This window comes from Streptomyces sp. NPDC094143 (assembly GCF_040303825.1).
Classification (GTDB): domain Bacteria; phylum Actinomycetota; class Actinomycetes; order Streptomycetales; family Streptomycetaceae; genus Streptomyces.
The window spans coordinates 149,056-164,465 of the sequence record NZ_JBEOTZ010000001.1 but is presented as its reverse complement, the minus strand read 5'-3'; the positions used below and the strand labels follow the sequence as shown (position 1 = coordinate 164,465).

14 protein-coding genes are annotated in these 15,410 nt (G+C 73.1%); 5 read left to right on the top strand and 9 right to left on the bottom strand.

Features of this window, described 5'->3' with window-relative positions; all coding sequences use genetic code 11:
* Positions 1–38 precede the first annotated feature (38 nt).
* The 3 genes from ABTZ58_RS00765 to ABTZ58_RS00755 are packed head-to-tail and all read right to left on the bottom strand — an operon-like array spanning position 39 to position 3,506.
* Entirely contained in the window at positions 39–938 is a 900-nt protein-coding gene (locus tag ABTZ58_RS00765) for an ABC transporter permease (protein WP_351348764.1), read from the bottom strand.
* A complete protein-coding gene (locus tag ABTZ58_RS00760) occupies positions 928–1,896 on the bottom strand; it encodes an ABC transporter permease (RefSeq protein WP_351349575.1) in 969 nt (322 codons plus the stop codon). Before ABTZ58_RS00760 ends, ABTZ58_RS00765 begins: the two co-directional genes overlap by 11 nt.
* Before the next feature lie 20 nt (positions 1,897–1,916).
* Positions 1,917–3,506 carry an ABC transporter substrate-binding protein gene (locus tag ABTZ58_RS00755; RefSeq protein ID WP_351348761.1) on the bottom strand — a complete coding sequence of 530 codons (1,590 nt, stop codon included), beginning with the start codon at positions 3,504–3,506 and terminating at the stop codon, positions 1,917–1,919.
* Positions 3,507–3,973: 467 nt separating this feature from the next.
* Here ABTZ58_RS00755 and ABTZ58_RS00750 point away from each other — a divergent pair, with 467 nt between their 5' ends.
* Positions 3,974–4,168: a DUF5999 family protein gene (locus tag ABTZ58_RS00750; protein WP_351348758.1), complete on the top strand. Its 195-nt coding sequence runs from the start codon at positions 3,974–3,976 to the stop codon at positions 4,166–4,168.
* A 13-nt stretch (positions 4,169–4,181) separates the two neighbouring features.
* On the opposite strand, the gene ABTZ58_RS00745 is transcribed toward ABTZ58_RS00750, so the two are convergent.
* Together ABTZ58_RS00745 and ABTZ58_RS00740 are read right to left on the bottom strand one after the other, a co-directional pair.
* Positions 4,182–4,580 carry a RidA family protein gene (locus ABTZ58_RS00745; protein ID WP_351348755.1) on the bottom strand — a complete coding sequence of 133 codons (399 nt, stop codon included), beginning with the start codon at positions 4,578–4,580 and terminating at the stop codon, positions 4,182–4,184.
* Positions 4,577–5,704: an acyl-CoA dehydrogenase family protein gene (locus ABTZ58_RS00740; RefSeq protein WP_351348752.1), complete on the bottom strand. Its 1,128-nt coding sequence runs from the start codon at positions 5,702–5,704 to the stop codon at positions 4,577–4,579. The genes ABTZ58_RS00745 and ABTZ58_RS00740 overlap by 4 nt, the downstream gene beginning before the upstream one ends.
* Before the next feature lie 126 nt (positions 5,705–5,830).
* Here ABTZ58_RS00740 and ABTZ58_RS00735 point away from each other — a divergent pair, with 126 nt between their 5' ends.
* The 3 genes from ABTZ58_RS00735 (at position 5,831) to ABTZ58_RS00725 (ending at position 8,942) form a co-directional block, all read left to right on the top strand.
* The gene (locus ABTZ58_RS00735; protein ID WP_351348749.1) at positions 5,831–7,429 is read left to right on the top strand and encodes an AMP-binding protein; all 1,599 of its coding nucleotides are present in this window, start codon (positions 5,831–5,833) and stop codon (positions 7,427–7,429) included.
* A gap of 15 nt (positions 7,430–7,444) precedes the next feature.
* Positions 7,445–8,257 carry a PaaX family transcriptional regulator gene (locus ABTZ58_RS00730; protein WP_351348747.1) on the top strand — a complete coding sequence of 271 codons (813 nt, stop codon included), beginning with the start codon at positions 7,445–7,447 and terminating at the stop codon, positions 8,255–8,257.
* 106 nt (positions 8,258–8,363) lie between these two features.
* Positions 8,364–8,942: a cysteine hydrolase family protein gene (locus tag ABTZ58_RS00725; RefSeq protein WP_351348744.1), complete on the top strand. Its 579-nt coding sequence runs from the start codon at positions 8,364–8,366 to the stop codon at positions 8,940–8,942.
* 15 nt (positions 8,943–8,957) lie between these two features.
* Here ABTZ58_RS00725 and ABTZ58_RS00720 read toward each other — a convergent pair whose 3' ends face one another.
* Both ABTZ58_RS00720 and ABTZ58_RS00715 read right to left on the bottom strand, forming a co-directional pair.
* Entirely contained in the window at positions 8,958–11,303 is a 2,346-nt protein-coding gene (locus ABTZ58_RS00720; RefSeq protein WP_351348741.1) for a bifunctional salicylyl-CoA 5-hydroxylase/oxidoreductase, read from the bottom strand.
* On the bottom strand, positions 11,288–12,115 hold the full coding sequence (locus tag ABTZ58_RS00715; protein WP_351348738.1) for an enoyl-CoA hydratase family protein: 828 nt from the start codon (positions 12,113–12,115) through the stop codon (positions 11,288–11,290). Before ABTZ58_RS00715 ends, ABTZ58_RS00720 begins: the two co-directional genes overlap by 16 nt.
* Positions 12,116–12,422: 307 nt before the next feature.
* Between ABTZ58_RS00715 and ABTZ58_RS00710 the strand changes: the two genes are divergently transcribed.
* Positions 12,423–12,890, top strand: coding sequence for an ATP-binding protein (locus ABTZ58_RS00710; RefSeq protein ID WP_351349573.1), 468 nt, complete (start codon positions 12,423–12,425; stop codon positions 12,888–12,890).
* Here ABTZ58_RS00710 and ABTZ58_RS00705 read toward each other — a convergent pair.
* On the bottom strand, positions 12,847–14,277 hold the full coding sequence (locus ABTZ58_RS00705; protein WP_351348735.1) for an amino acid permease: 1,431 nt from the start codon (positions 14,275–14,277) through the stop codon (positions 12,847–12,849). The two genes, ABTZ58_RS00710 and ABTZ58_RS00705, sit on opposite strands and share 44 nt — an antisense overlap.
* 104 nt (positions 14,278–14,381) lie before the next feature.
* Positions 14,382–15,389, bottom strand: a complete 1,008-nt coding sequence (gene argF, locus ABTZ58_RS00700) for an ornithine carbamoyltransferase (protein ID WP_351348732.1) — start codon at positions 15,387–15,389, stop codon at positions 14,382–14,384.
* Positions 15,390–15,410 lie beyond the last annotated feature (21 nt).

Here is a 15,410-nt window from a genome sequence, read left to right as displayed (position 1 = left end):
CGCTCCCGTGTCCGCCGGCTGGGGGCCGATTGAGGTGCTCACAGCATCAGCTCCGATCGGTGACGGGGATGGAGCCGCTCCCGCCACGCGCCCGCGAGGCCCGCGATGGCCAGTGTGGGGACGATGAGGAAGAGGCCCGGGAAGAGGGTCGGCCACCACTGGCCGGCGAGCAGGGAGCCGCGGGCCGTCTGGATGAGGGTGCCGAGGCTCGCCGTGTGCGTGGGCAGGCCCAGGCCGAGGAAGGACAGGGCCGACTCGTGCCACATGGCGTGCGGCACCATCAGCACGGCGGCGAGGGCGGCCTGCGGCAGCACGGCCGGCAGCAGATGCCGTACGGCCACCCGCCACCGGGAGGCCCCGCCGGAGACGGCCGCGTCGATGTAGGGCCGCGACCGCAGCGACAGCACCTCGGCGCGCACGATCCGGGCCGTGGACAGCCAGTGGGTGAGCGCGACCGAGATCACCACCGGCCACACGCCGGGCCGGAACATCGCGACGATGAAGATGCCGAGCAGCAGGTGCGGCACGGAGGAGAACGTGTCGACCACCCGCATCAGGGCCCGGTCGGCCCAGCCGCCCAGCGCCCCGGCCGCCGCGCCCACGGCGGTGCCGACGACGGTCGCCGTCACCGCCGCCGCCACGCCGACCAGCAGCGACACGCGCAGTCCGTAGACGCAGCGCAGCAGCAGGTCGCGGCCGACGTCGTCGGTGCCGAACGGGTGCTGCAAGGAGGGCGGATGGAGCTTGGCGGCGAGGTCGACGGCCTGCTGGTCGAGCTGGGCCAGCGGCGGTACGAGCAGCACGGCCAGGACGGTCACGGCCACCAGCGCGGCGGAGGTGCGCACGCGCAGGGCGCGGGTGGAGCGGCGCCTCGGCCCGTACGACCGCCACGCGCTCTCGGCCGGGGAGCCGGCGGGCGCCGGTGCGTCACATGTCACTGAGCTTCACCCTCGGGTCGAACAGTCCGTAGAGCAGGTCGGCGAGCAGGTTGCCGGCGAGCACGGCGGCGGTGGCCAGGGCCGTCAGGCCGGCGAGCAGCGGGAAGTCGACGGCGGTGGCCGCCTCGACGGTGGCGGCGGCGATGCCCGGCCAGCTGAAGACGCTCTCCACCAGCAGGGCGCCGGTGATGAGTTCGGGCACGCGGGAGCCGATGAGCGTGAGCACCGGCAGCAGCCCGGAGCGCAGGGCGTGCCCGAGCAGCACGGTGCGTTCGCTCAGGCCGCGGGCGCGGGCGCCACGCACGGGGTCCTCGGCCAGCGCGTCGCCGACGCCCTGGCGGACGTACAGCGTGAACCAGGGCAGCTGGGACACCGCGAGGACCCCCGCGGGCAGCACGAGGTGGCTCGTGACCTGCCCGAACGTCACCTGTTCACGGCCCGTGTCGGTCAGGCCGCCGGCCGGCAGGACGTCCCACTGCAGGGCGAACAGCCAGATCGCGAGCAGCGCGATCCAGAAGACCGGGGCCGCCTCCAGGGTGTAGGCGAGGGAGGTCACGGCCCGGTCGACGGCGGAGCCCGGGCGGCGGGCGGCGAGCACACCGAGGACCGTGCCCACCAGCACGGCGGCGGCGAAGGCGGCCGCGCACAGCAGCGCGGACCACACGAGCCGTTCGCCGATCACCTGGGCTACCGGCTGCCGCAGCACGCTGGAGTGGCCGAGGTCGCCGGTGAGCGCGTTGGTCAGCCAGTCCCACCAGCGGACGGCGAAGGGCCGGTCCACGCCGAGGTTCTCGCGGAGCCGGTCCAGTGTCTCCTGGTCGGCGCCGAGCGCGGCGGTGCCGGCGTAGGCCTTGACGGGGTCGAAGGGGGAGGCGGCGGCGATGGCGAACACGCCGAAGGTGACGACGAGCAGGACGGGGACGGCGAACAGCGCCCGCCGTCCCGCCAGCCGTGCCATGGCTCCCCAGGGCACGCGGCTCACTTCTTCGGCTGCCAGTCCTCGATGTTCCACCAGGGCCCGCTGGCGAAGCCGTGCTCGTGCGGCTCCAGTTGGGTGCCCAGGCCGTCCCAGTGGTCGGCCAGCACGTAGAGGTGGTCGATGTGGGTGAGGAAGGTGTAGCCGGGGTCCTGCACCAGGGCGCGCTGCACCTTGTCGTAGGCGGACCGGCGCTCGTCCGGGTCCTGGCTGCGGCGGCCGTTGTCGAGGGCGCGGTCCACGGCCGGGTTGTCGTAGCGGGCCATGTTGTTGAAGCCGTCGCCGGCGAGGGAGGAGTGCAGCAGCGTGTACAGGCCGAAGTCGGGGTCGCCGGTGCTGCCGAAGCCGGCGAGGACGGCGGTGTCCTTCATGCGCGGCTCGATGACCTCCCAGGTGGCGCTCTCCACCCGGACGTCGATGCCGGCCTTCTTGGCGTCGGAGGCGTAGGCGAGGGCGTGGTCCTGGCGGACCTTGTCGCCGGAGGGGTAGAGCAGGGTGAAGGAGGCCCGCCGGCCGTCCTTGGCGCGGATGCCGCCCTCGCCGGGCTTCCAGCCGGCCTCGTCCAGGATCTTCCTCGCCCTGCCGAGGTCGTGGGCGCGTTCGACGGACTTGCTGAACGCCGGGTCGTCGACGGGCAGCGGCCCGTAGGCCGGGCGGCCCGCGCCGTCCAGGATCCGGTCGACCATGGCCTCGCGGTCGACGGCGGCGTCGAGGGCCCGGCGGATCGCGCGGTCGCCGGTGACCTTGTGCGCGGTGGGGAGGGTGACGGCCCGGAAGTCGTAGGAGCGGGCCTGGTAGGTGCGCTTGCCGTCGTCGTTCTTGAACGTGGCGGCGAGGTTGGGCGGGAGGACGGCGCCGTCGAGGTCGCCGGAGCGCAGGCGGGTGGCGCGGACGTTGTCGTCGGCGACGATCGCCATGGTGAAGCTCCTCACCTTCGGCGCGCCGCCCCAGTAGCGGGGGTTGGCCTTGAAGGTGAGCTTCTCGCCCTTGCTCCACTTCGACAGGACGTACGGTCCCGTGCCGACCGGCTTGGTGTTGAAGGAGCCGGTGTTCGGGTTCTGCCTGCCCGCGAGGTGCTCGGGGACGATGGGCAGGACCGTGCGGGCGGCGAAGGGGGCGTAGGGGTACTTGAGGGTGAAGACGACCTGGTCGTCGCCCTCGGCCCGGACCTCCTCGACGGCGTCCAGCTCGCTCTTGAAGGTGTTGTTCGTCTTCGCGTCGAGCACGGTCCGGTACGTGTAGACGACGTCGGCGGCCGTCAGCGGTTCGCCGTCGCTGAACTCCACGCCGTCGCGCAGGGTGTAGGTGTACGTGCGGCCGCCGTCGGTGACCTCGGGCAGCGCGGCCGCCAGGGCGGGCCTCAGCTTCAGGTCGGCGTCGCGGGCGAGGAGCCCGTCGAAGATCTTGGAGTTGCCGTCCTTGCCGTAGCCGAGCAGCGGGCTCAGGGTGTCCGGCTCGGAGGCCACCCCGATGACGACGGATCCGGCGGACGTGCCGTCGCCCGGGCCGCCGTCGCCGGGAGCGGAGCAGGCGGTGACCGCCGCGGCCAGCGCCGCCGTGACGGCGGCCCCTCGTATCCGACGGGTCGACATGTGACCTCACACCCTTGTTGCGCTAGTCAGGTTGTTGCCAAGACCTCGCAATTAAACAGCCAAGGGGGGTGGTGGCGCACCATCGCGGTGCGGAAGAGCCAGGTCATGGACGCACGCGCGGGCCGGTGGCGCACCCCCGAGCCCGGGTGCCGCCGACGCCGTAGCGGGTGGTGGAGATGTCCTGGCGCACGGAGGAGCGAGGGAACGCACGCACATGCACGGGGAAACCTCCGCTAAAGAGCGGAATGTCGTACTACTACTCGTGTCGGTCCCCGGGCCGCCACCGCGGGGGACCCTCACCCCTTCGGTGGCGAGTTGGCGCCGGGCGTCGTGGAACGGTCCGGGGAATGTCCGGGACGTGTCACGCTTCCGGCCGTGCCGTTCCGATGAGTCCGGCGCGGGAGGATGGTCTGTCTGTACGAGTCGTCCGAACCGTTCGGACGGCCCTACCGACGTGGAGGTGCGCCATGTGTGCCCACCAGCCCCTGTGCCCCGCGACCGGCTCCCGCGCCGCGCACGTCGTCGCCGCCCACCCCGAGCAGGGCTGGAGCCTGCGGTGCGACGGGGCGATCGTCTTCGACGACACCGGCGAACTGCTGCCGGACGGACACGTGGTGGAGCCCCGCCGGGTGGGCGTGGGGCAGCTGGCCGCCGCGGCCTGACCGGAAAGCCGCCTCAGGGCAGGACCGCGAAGCCGTCCAGTTCCACCAGCGCCTCCTCGTCCCACAGCCGGACCACCTGGACGACCGCCATGGCCGGGTAGTCACGGCCCGCCAGCTTCCGCCACAGGCGGCCCAGTTCCCGGGCGTGGGCGCGGTAGGCGGCGACGTCAATGGCGTAGACGGTGACGCGGGCCAGGTCGGCCGGGGTGCCGCCGGCCGCCGCGAGGGCGCTCAGCAGGTTGGCGAGGGCCTTCTCGAACTGCTCGGGCAGGGTCGCTCCGACCACCTTGCCGTCGGTGTCCAGCGCGGTCTGCCCCGCCAGGAACACCACGCGGGAGCCGGTGGCGACGACGGCGTGGGAGAAGCCGGCCGGCGGGGACAGGCCGGGCGGGTTGACGCGTTCGGTGCTCACCGGGCCTCCCGCCGGGCGTACAGCTCCTTGGCGATGATGCCGCGCTGGACCTCGCTGGCGCCCTCGTAGACGCGGGGCGCGCGGACCTCGCGGTAGAGGTGTTCGAGCAGGTGGCCGCGGCGCAGCGCCCGGGCGCCGTGCAGCTGGACGGCCGTGTCGACGACGTACTGCGCGGTCTCGGTGGCGAGCAGTTTCGCCATGGCGGAGCGCCCGGGCACGTCCGGGGCGCCCTCGTCGTACGCGGTCGCCGCCGCGTAGACCATCAGCCGGGCCGCCTCCGTGCGCAGGGCCATCTCCGCGACCTGGTGGGAGACGGCCTGCAGGTCGCGCAGTGTGCCGCCGAAGGCCTCGCGGCGGGCGGTGTGGGCGAGGGTGGCGTCGAGCGCCGCCTGAGCCATGCCGACGGCGAAGGCGCCGACGCTGGGCCGGAACAGGTTGAGCGTGCCCATGGCGACCGGAAAGCCGCGGTCGACCTCGCCCAGCACGTCGCCGGACGTCACCGGTACGCCGTCGAAGTCGAGCGCGCCGACGGGGTGCGGCGCGAGCATGTCGAGCCCGCGTCCGGTCAGCCCCGGGCGGTCGGCGGGCACGAGGAACGCCGTGACCCCGCGGGCGCCGGCGCCCGGGGTGGTCCGCGCGAAGACGGTGTAGAAGTCCGCCTCCGGCGCGTTGGAGATCCAGCACTTCTCGCCGGTGAGCCGCCAGCGGGCGGTGCCGTCGGGGTGGGCGGTCAGCTCCAGGGCCGCCGCGTCCGAGCCCGCGCCTGGCTCGCTCAGGGCGAAGGCCGCCACGGCCGTGCCGTCGGTGACCCCGGGCAGCCAGCGGGCCCGTTGGGCCGCGGTGCCGTGCGCGTGGACCGGGTGGGCGCCCAGGCCCTGGAGGGCCAGGGCCGTCTCGGCCTCCGTGCAGGCCCGGGCCAGGGACTCGCGCATCAGGCACAGGTCGAGCGCGCCCGAGGCGAACAGGCGCCCGAGCAGGCCCAGTCGGCCCAGTTCGGCGACCAGGGCCCGGTTCACCCGGCCCGGCTCACCCTTCTCGGCCAGGGGGCGCAACCGCTCCGCGGCCAGGGCGCGCAGCTCGGCGCACCAGGCGAGTTGTGCCGGTTCGAGCGAGAATGCGGTCATCGCCGGTCCCTTCTCCGCCGCCCTGCGTCCGGCCGGGCCACTCCGAGGCTATCGCGAACCGTTGACTGCCGTCACCAACACGATACGCTCCAGAGGCGAGCCCACCACGCCGAGGGGGCGAACCGTATGCATGCACGGCGCACGGCCCACGTCGACACCTTCGCGCGCGACCACCTGCCACCCCCGGACCAATGGCCCGAGCTCCGCTTCGACCTGCCGGAGCTGCGCTATCCCGAACGGCTCAACTGCGCCGCCGAACTGCTGACCGGCCAGCCCGGCGACCGCCCCGCGTTCCTCACCCCCGCCGGCGAGCCGTGGACGTACGACGATCTGCGGGCCCGGGTCGACCGCGTGGCCCACCTGCTCACCGGCGAACTCGGCGTCGTCCCCGGCAACCGGGTGCTGCTGCGCGGACCCACCACGCCCTGGCTCGCCGCCTGCTGGCTGGCGGTGCTGAAGGCGGGAGCCGTCGCGGTCACCGTGCTCGCCCAGCAGCGCCCGCACGAGCTGAGCACCATGTGCGAGATCGCCCGGGTGCGGCACGCGCTGTGCGACATCCGCTCCGTCGACGACCTCGCCAAGGCCGAGATCCCCGGTCTGCGCATCACGGCCTACGGCGGTGACGCGCCCGACGACCTGCTCCACCGCCCGGCGCCCGAGGCCCCGTTCGAGGCCGCCCCGACGGCGGCCGACGACGTGGCGCTGATCGCCTTCACCTCCGGCACCACCGGCCGCCCCAAGGGCTGCATGCACTTCCACCGGGACGTCCTGGCGATCGCCGACACCTTCTCCCGGCACGTCCTGCGGCCCCGCGCCGACGACGTGTTCACGGGCAGTCCCCCGCTCGGCTTCACCTTCGGCCTCGGCGGGCTGGTCGTCTTCCCGCTGCGGGCCGGGGCGAGCGCGCTGCTGCTGGAGCAGGCGGGTCCGAGGCAGCTGCTGCCGGCCATCGCCCGGCACCGGGTCTCCGTGCTGTTCACCGCCCCCACGGCGTACCGCGCGATGCTCGGCGAGCTCGACGGCCACGACCTGTCGTCCCTGCGCCGGTGCGTCTCGGCCGGCGAGAACCTGCCAGCCGCCACCTGGCAGGCCTGGCACGAACGCACCGGCCTGCGCCTCATCAACGGCATCGGCGCCACCGAGTTGCTGCACATCTTCATCTCCGCCGCCGACGAGCACATCCGCCCGGGCACCACGGGCGTTCCCGTGCCGGGCTGGCAGGCGCGCGTGCAGGACGCCGACGGCGCGCCGGTGCCCGACGGGCAGCCCGGGCTGCTCGCGGTGCGCGGACCGGTCGGCTGCCGCTACCTCGCCGACCCACGGCAGCGCGGGTACGTGCGCGACGGCTGGAACATCACCGGCGACACCTACGTCCGCGAACCCGACGGCTTCTTCCGGTACGTCGCCCGCGCCGACGACATGATCATCTCGGCCGGGTACAACATCGCGGGCCCCGAGGTCGAGGACGCGCTGCTGCGCCACCCGGACGTGGTGGAGGCGGCGGTCGTCGGACGGCCCGACGAGGAACGCGGCCAGGTCGTGGTGGCCTTCGCCGTGCTGAGGGAGGGCGCCGACCGGGACGCCGGGGCACTGCGCGCCTTCGTCAAGAAGGAACTGGCCCCGTACAAGTGCCCGCGCCAGATCGTCTTCCTGGACGCGCTGCCGCGCACGGCCACCGGCAAGCTCCAGCGGTTCCGGCTGCGCACGGAAGGCGGCCGGGACTGATCCGTACGACCTAAGATGATCAACGTGTCCGACCAGCATGCACCACGGTCTCTCATCGTCACGCTCTACGGCGCGTACGGTCGCTTCGTCCCGGGCCCCGTGCCCGTGGCCGAACTGATCCGGCTGCTGGCCGCGGTCGGCGTGGACGCCCCCTCCGTACGTTCCTCGGTGTCGCGGCTCAAGAGACGCGGGCTGCTCGTGCCCGCCCGCACCGCCCAGGGCGCGGCGGGGTACGAACTGTCCCCGGACGCACGCCAGTTGCTCGACGACGGCGACCGGCGCGTCTACGCGACGGCTCCGCCGGAGGACGAGGGCTGGGTGCTGGCGGTGTTCTCGGTGCCGGAGTCGGAACGGCAGAAGCGGCACGTGCTGCGCTCCCGCCTGTCCGGACTCGGCTTCGGCACCGCCGCCCCGGGCGTGTGGATCGCGCCCGCCCGGCTGTACGAGGAGACCCGGCACACCCTCGCGCGGCTGCGGCTCGACACGTACGTCGACTTCTTCCGCGGCGACCACCTCGGCTTCGCCCCGACCGCCGACGCCGTCGCCCGCTGGTGGGACCTGGCCGCCATCGCCAAGGAGCACGAGGCGTTCCTCGACCGCCACGAACACGTCCTGCGCGCCTGGGACAAGCGCGAGGACACCCCGCCCGAGGAGGCCTACCGCGACTACCTTCTCGCCCTGGACTCCTGGCGCCACCTCCCCTACACGGACCCGGGCCTGCCCGCCGCGCTCCTGCCGGAGGACTGGCCGGGGGTCCGCTCGTCGGCGGTGTTCCGGGGGCTGCACGAGCGGCTGCGAGACGCGGGGGCGGGGTTCGTGGGGGTGTGACGGCACGGTGGCCCCGTCCCGTGGCCGCTGTTAGCTCCGCCACGCCCCCGGGTACTCGGCAGCACGCTTCGCGACCCGCACCACACGCAGCACACGGGAGACGGCCATGGAACGGCAGGAAGGTCCGACGCGGCCGGCTCTGATCGTGGTCGACATGATCAACACCTATGACCACGAGGACGCGGAGCTGCTCGTGCCGTCCGTCGAGCAGGTCGTGCCCGTCATCGCCGACCTGATCGACCGGGCCCGCGCGGCGGAGGTGCCGGTCATCTACGCCAACGACAACTTCGGACGGTGGCGCTCCCACCACGGAGAGCTCGTCGACGCCGCGCTCGCCCGGCCGCACGCCCGTCTGATCGAGCCGATCCGGCCCGACGAGGAGTCGCTGTTCGTGGTGAAGGCCCGCCATTCGGTCTTCTTCGAGACGCCCCTGGCCTACCTCCTGCGGAGCCTGGGCGTCGGACACGTGGTGCTGACCGGCCAGGTCACCGAGCAGTGCGTCCTCTACTCCGCTCTCGACGCGCACATCCGCCACCTGGAGGTCACTGTCCCCCAGGACGCCGTCGCCTCCATCCACGCGCACCTGGCCGACGCCGCCCTGGAGATGATGCGGCGCAACATGGGCGCCCGGATCACCACGGCCAAGGAAGTCGACTTCACCCGCACCGTCCCGCAGACGGCCTAGGCAAGGGCCGTCGCGTCACAGACTCAGCCGCGGCTTCGGCGCGTCCGTGCGGCCCGTGCGGGGGCGGCGGCTGCCCGCGCGGTAGGGGGCCGGCCAGGGGGCGGCCGGGCCCGTGTAGCCCTGTTCGGCTGCCGCGTGCAGGGTCCAGTGCGGGTCGTAGAGGTGCGGGCGGGCCAGGGCGCACAGGTCCGTCCGGCCCGCCAGGATCAGGGAGTTGACGTCGTCCCAGGAGGAGATCGCGCCGACCGCGATCACCGGGACGCCGGTGGCGTTGCGGATGCGGTCCGCGAAGGGCGTCTGGTAGGAGCGGCCGAACTCGGGGCGCTCGTCGGCCACGACCTGCCCGGTCGACACGTCGATCGCGTCGGCGCCGTGCGCGGCGAAGGCCCGGGCGATCTCCACTGCCTCCTCGGCGGTCGTCCCGCCCTCGGCCCAGTCGGTCGCGGAGATGCGGACCGTCATGGGCCGCTCCGCCGGCCACGCGTCGCGCACGGCGTCGAAGACCTCCAGCGGGAAGCGCAGCCGCTTGTCCAGGGTGCCGCCGTAGGCGTCGGTGCGGCGGTTGGTCAGCGGGGAGAGGAAGCCGGAGAGCAGGTACCCGTGGGCGCAGTGCAGTTCGAGCAGGTCGAAACCGGCCCGGGCGGCACGCACGGCGGCGGCGGTGAACTGCTCGCGCAGATCGGTGAGCTGGGCCCGCGACAGCTCCCGCGGGGTCTGGCCGAACGGCTTGTACGGCAGCGCCGACGCGGCCACGAGCGGCCAGTTGCCCTCCTCCAGCGGCTCGTCCATGCCCTCCCACATCGGTTTCGTGGAGCCCTTGCGGCCGCTGTGGCCGAGCTGCACGCCGATCGCCGTGCCGGGGGCCCGGGCGTGCACGAAGTGCGTGATCCGCTTCCAGGCCTCGGCCTGCCGCCCGGTGTAGAGGCCGGCGCAGCCGGGCGTGATCCGGCCCTGCTCGCTGACGCACACCATCTCCGTCATCACCAGCCCGGCCCCGCCCAGTGCCCGCGCGCCCAGGTGGACGAGGTGGAAGTCGCCGGGGACGCCGTCGACGGCCGAGTACATGTCCATGGGTGAGACGACGACCCGGTTGCGCAGGGTCAGACCGCGCAGCCGGAACGGGGTGAACATCGGGGGCGTGCCGGGCGGGCAGCCGAACTCGCGCTCCACCGCCTCCGTGAAGTGCGCGTCGCGCAGGCGGAGGTTGTCGTGGGTGACGCGGCGGCTGCGGGTGAGCAGGTTGAAGGCGAACTGGCGGGGCGGCTGGTCCAGGTAGAGGGCGAGGTTCTCGAACCACTCCAGGCTGGCCCGTGCCGCGCGCTGTGTGGAGGCGACGACCGGGCGCCGCTCGGCCTCATAGGCGGCCAGGGCCTCGGGCAGGGAGTCCTGCTCCGTCAGGCAGGCGGCGAGCGCCAGGGCGTCCTCGACGGCCAGTTTGGTGCCGGAGCCGATGGAGAAGTGGGCGGTGTGGGCGGCGTCGCCGAGCAGGACGACGTTGCCGTGCGACCAGCGGTCGTTGACGACCGTGCGGAAGGTCGTCCAGGTGGAGTTGTTCGACTTCAGGGGCCGGCCGTGGAGCGTCTCGGCGAAGATCTTGGCGCAGCGCTCGACCGACTCCGCCTCGCCGAGCTCGTCGAAGCCGGCCGCCTGCCAGACCTCTTCGCGCATCTCGACGATCACGGTGGAGGCGTCCGGCGCGTAGGGGTAGCCGTGGAGCTGCATCACGCCGTGTTCGGTCTCGGCGATGTCGAAGCGGAAGGATTCGAATGCGAAGTCCGCGGCGAGCCAGACGTAGCGGCAGCGGTGTGCCGTGACCCGGGGCCGGAACACGTCCGCGTAGGTGTCGCGGGTGGTGCTGTGGATGCCGTCCGCGGCGATGACCAGGTCGTGCGTGCCTGGCAGGTCGTCGGGGGCCACGGAGCGGAAGCGGAGGCGGACGCCGAGGTCGCGGCAGCGGCCGTGGAGGATCTCCAGCAGGCGCCGGCGGCCCAGCGCGGCGAATCCGTGGCCGCCGGAGGTGTGGCGTACGCCGCGGTGGACGATGTCGATGTCGTCCCAGCGCACGAAGTCCCTCCGGAGGGCCTCGTAGACCGTGGGGTCGGCGTGTTCTATGCCGCCGAGGGTCTCGTCGGAGAGGACCACGCCGAAGCCGAAGGTGTCGTCGGGGGCGTTGCGTTCCCAGACGGTGATGTCGCGGGTGGGGTCGAGTCGTTTGAGGAGGGCGGCGGCGTACAGGCCGCCGGGGCCGCCGCCGATGACTGCGACGCGCAGGGGGTCGCCCGTCCCGGTGTGCGGGTGGGGTGTGGCCGCTCGCGCGGTTCCCCGCGTCCCTGAGGGTGTCGCTGTCACCGTCCGCTCCATTTGGGAGGGCGCTTCTCGCTGAAGGCCGCGTGGAACTCCGCGTAGTCCTCCCCGGTCATCAGCAGGGCCTGGGTGGAGGCGTCCAGTTCGACCGAGGCCGCCAGGGGCATGTCCAGCTCGGCCGTCAGCAGCGCCTTGGTCTGGGCGTAGGCCAGGGCCGGGCCCTCCGCCAGGCGGCGGGCCAGCCGGCGGGACGTCTCGTCCGCCTGCCCCTCCTCGGTCAGCTCGCTGATCAGGCCGATGCGCTCCGCCTCGGGGGCGCGGACCGGGTCGCCCAGCATCAGCAGGCGGGTGGCGTGGCCCAGGCCGACGACCCTGGGCAGCAGGTAGGCCGCGCCCATGTCGCCGCCGGACAGGCCGACGCGGGTGAAGAGGAACGCGAAGCGGGTGGTGGGGTCGGCGACGCGGAAGTCGGCGGCCAGGGCCAGGACCGCCCCGGCGCCCGCCGCCACGCCGTGCAGCGAGGCGATCACCGGGAACGGGCACTCGCGGATGGCGCGGACCACCTGGCCGGTCATCCGGTTGAAGTCGAGGAGCCGGGCGGTGTCCAGGGCGAGCGTGGCGCCGATGATCTCGTCGATGTCGCCGCCCGAGCAGAAACCGCGTCCCTCGCCGGCCAGCACCAGGGCCCGTACGGCCCGCTCCCGGGAGAGCTCGGCGAGCAGGTCGCGCAGGTCGGCGTAGGCGCCGAAGGTGAGCGCGTTGAGCTTGGCCGGGCGGGCCAGGGTGACGGTCGCGACGCCGTCGGCGACATCGACGCGCAGGTGCTCCCAGCCGGGGGTGCGGGCGGCGGAGCCGGTGAAGGGACTCATGACGGGCGGCCTCCTCGGGCGGGCACTGCCTCACTGAGCTCTACCCCCTGAAGCTATCACTCATTCGTGACCGTCGTCATGAGTGCGCGATAGCCCGGCCGGGTAGGAATCCGGTGGGTCCGGGAGTGCTCCGGGCCGGTCACATCCGTCACAGCTCGTCCACACCGGCGTAACGGTGGGAGCAGCCGTGCGCGGCACCGCGTTCACCTGGGTAAGCCGTCGGCAAGGAGGGCGACGGTGCCCCCGCCGGTGCCCCTCGGACGCGTCCAGGGAGTGGCGCCGTACCATGCATAAGGTTGAAAGCAGGATGTCCTGCTCCATGAACGGACCCGCCTTGTACGAACTCCCCTCAGCCCCCGCCTCCTGGCGCGTCGCGCTGCCGCACACCGCCGCGGCGGTGCCCGTGGCCCGTGCCCTGGTCCGTACGGCGCTGGCCGAGCTGGAGCACGGGGCGGACTGCGACACCGCCGAGCTGCTCACGGCGGAGCTGGTGGCCAACGCCGTGGAGCACACCTCCGGCGGGACACCGATAGAGCTGGTCGTGGAGCTGATGCCGTCGGGCTGCCAGGTCGAGGTGCACGACACCGACCCGGCCCCGCCCGGCGACCTCACCTGTCCGGCCGGCGGGCCGCCCGACCCCTGGCAGGAGCACGGGCGCGGTCTGCTGCTGATCCGCGCCCTGAGCTCTTCGTGCGGGCACCGGCCGACGGAGTCCGGCAAGGCCGTGTGGTTCAGACTGCCTGCGGTTCCCGCTCAGCGGCGTCCGTCGGCGTGAGGCGGGCCAGCCGCGAGTTCCGGCGCCCGTAGAGCAGGTACAGGGCGAGGCCCACTGCCAGGAACACGGCGAACTGCAGCCATGTCGCCCGGCCCGTCTCGTACATCAGGTACAGGCAGAAGCCGACGCCGAGCAGCGGCGTGAGCGGGTACAGCGGCACGCGGAAGGTGCGGGCGAGGCCCGGCTCGCGGCGGCGCAGGGCGATGACCGCGATGTTGACGACGGCCATGACGGCGAGCGTGCCGATGGTGCACAGGTTGACCACGGCGTCCAGCGGCGCGAAGGCGGCGGGCAGCGCGAAGACCAGCGCCACGATCAGCGTGCCGGCGACCGGCGTGGAGGTCCTCGGCGAGACCCGCTCGAAGACCCGTGGGACGAGCCCGTCGCGGGACATCGACAGCAGGATCCGGGTCTGGCCGTACATCACGGCGAGCACCACCGAGGCGATGGCGACGACCGCGCCGAAGGCGATCACGCCGCCGCCGATGGTGGAGCCGGTGACCTGGTTCACGACGTACGACAGCGCGGCGGGCCGGCCGCCGACCGCGTCGCCGCCGATGGCGCCGATGGCGGCGAGGGCGACCGCGCAGTAGAGCACGGTGACCAGGCCGATGCAGACGAGGATCGCGACCGGGATGTCCCGGCGCGGGTTCCTCGCCTCCTCGCCGGCCGTGGTGATCGCGTCGAAGCCGATGTACGAGAAGAAGGCGGCGGTGGTGCCCGCGCCGATGCCGGCCAGGCCCTCCGGCGAGAACGGGGTGAGGTTGCCGTCCTCGAAGGCGGTGAAGCCGATCGCGACGAAGGCCACGAGCACGGCGAGCTTGAGGACGGCCATCGCGGCCGTGGCCCGGGCGCTCTCGCGCACCCCGCGGACCAGCAGTACGGCGGCCATGGCGATGACGATCACGGCCGGCAGGTTGACCACGCCGCCCTCGGCGGGGCCGCCCGACAGGGCCGTGGGCAGCCGCAGTCCGACCAGGCTGTCGAGGAGCTCGTTGACGTACTGGCTCCAGCCGACCGCCACCGCGGACACCGACACGCCGTACTCCAGCAGCAGGCACCAGCCGACGAGGAAGGCCGTGCCCTCGCCGAGTCCGGCGTAGGCGAAGGAGTACGAGGAGCCGGAGACCGGGATCGCGCCGCCCAGCTCGGCGAAGGCGAACGCGGTGAAGACGCAGGTGATCGCGGCCAGGACGAAGGAGATCACGACGGCCGGGCCGGCCTGGGCGACCGAGTCGGACAGGCCGACGAAGATGCCGGTGCCGACGATCGCGCCGACGCCGAAGCAGACGAGCTGGAAGAGGCCCATCGTGCGCTTGAGGCCGTGACCTTCGCGGTCGGCGCCGGATTCGGCCACCAGCAGGTGGGGCGACTTGTAGCGGGGCATGCGGATGGTGCTCGTTTCTGGTGGTGCTCGGATGCGACGGGTGCGTCGCGCGGACGGCCGCGGAGAAGGGGTGGTTCCGGGCCGCCGGTCAGCATAAGGCCTGTTCAGGCGAGGGTTGCCACCATGACCGCCTTGATGGTGTGCATCCGGTTCTCCGCCTCGTCGAAGACGACCGAGTGGGCGGACTCGAAGACCTCGTCGGTGACCTCCAGGTGGTCCAGGCCGTGCGAGGCGTGGATCTCCCGGCCGACCTCCGTGCCGAGGTCGTGGAAGGCGGGCAGGCAGTGCAGGAACTTCACGTCCGGGTTGCCGGTGGCGCGCAGCACGTCCATGGTCACGGCGTAGGGGGCGAGGGCGGTGATGCGCTCGTCCCAGACCTCCTTCGGCTCGCCCATGGAGACCCACACGTCCGTGGCGACGAAGTCGGCGCCGCGCACCCCCTCGTCCAGGGTCTCGGTGAGGGTGATGCGCGCGCCGCTGCCCTCGGCGAGCGCCCGGGCCCGGTCGACGACCGCCTCGGCCGGCCAGTAGGACTTCGGGGCGACGAGCCGTACGTCCATGCCGAGCAGGGCGCCGGTCACCAGGTAGGAGTTGCCCATGTTGAAGCGGGCGTCGCCCAGGTAGGCGAAGGAGATCTCCCTCAGCGGCTTGGCGCAGTGCTCGGTCATGGTGAGCACGTCGGCGAGCATCTGGGTGGGGTGCCAGTCGTCGGTGAGCCCGTTGTAGACGGGCACCCCGGCGTGCGCGGCCAGCTCCTCCACCTTGTGCTGGCTGTCGCCCCGGTACTCGATCGCGTCGTACATCCGGCCCAGCACCCGCGCGGTGTCCTTGACCGACTCCTTGTGCCCGATCTGGGAGCCGGAGGGGTCGAGGTACGTGGTCGAGGCGCCCTGGTCGGCGGCCGCGACCTCGAACGCGCAGCGGGTCCGGGTGGAGGTCTTCTCGAAGATCAGCGCGATGTTCCGGCCCAGCAGGTACGGGGTCTCGGTCCCGGCCTGCTTGGCGGCCTTCAGCTCCGCGGCCAGCTCGACCAGGCCGCGGAACTCCTCCTCGGTGAAGTCCAGCTCCTTGAGGAAGTGGCGGCCGGCGAGGGCGGTCGGGACTGTCGCCATGGGGGCGCTCCAGGGATACGG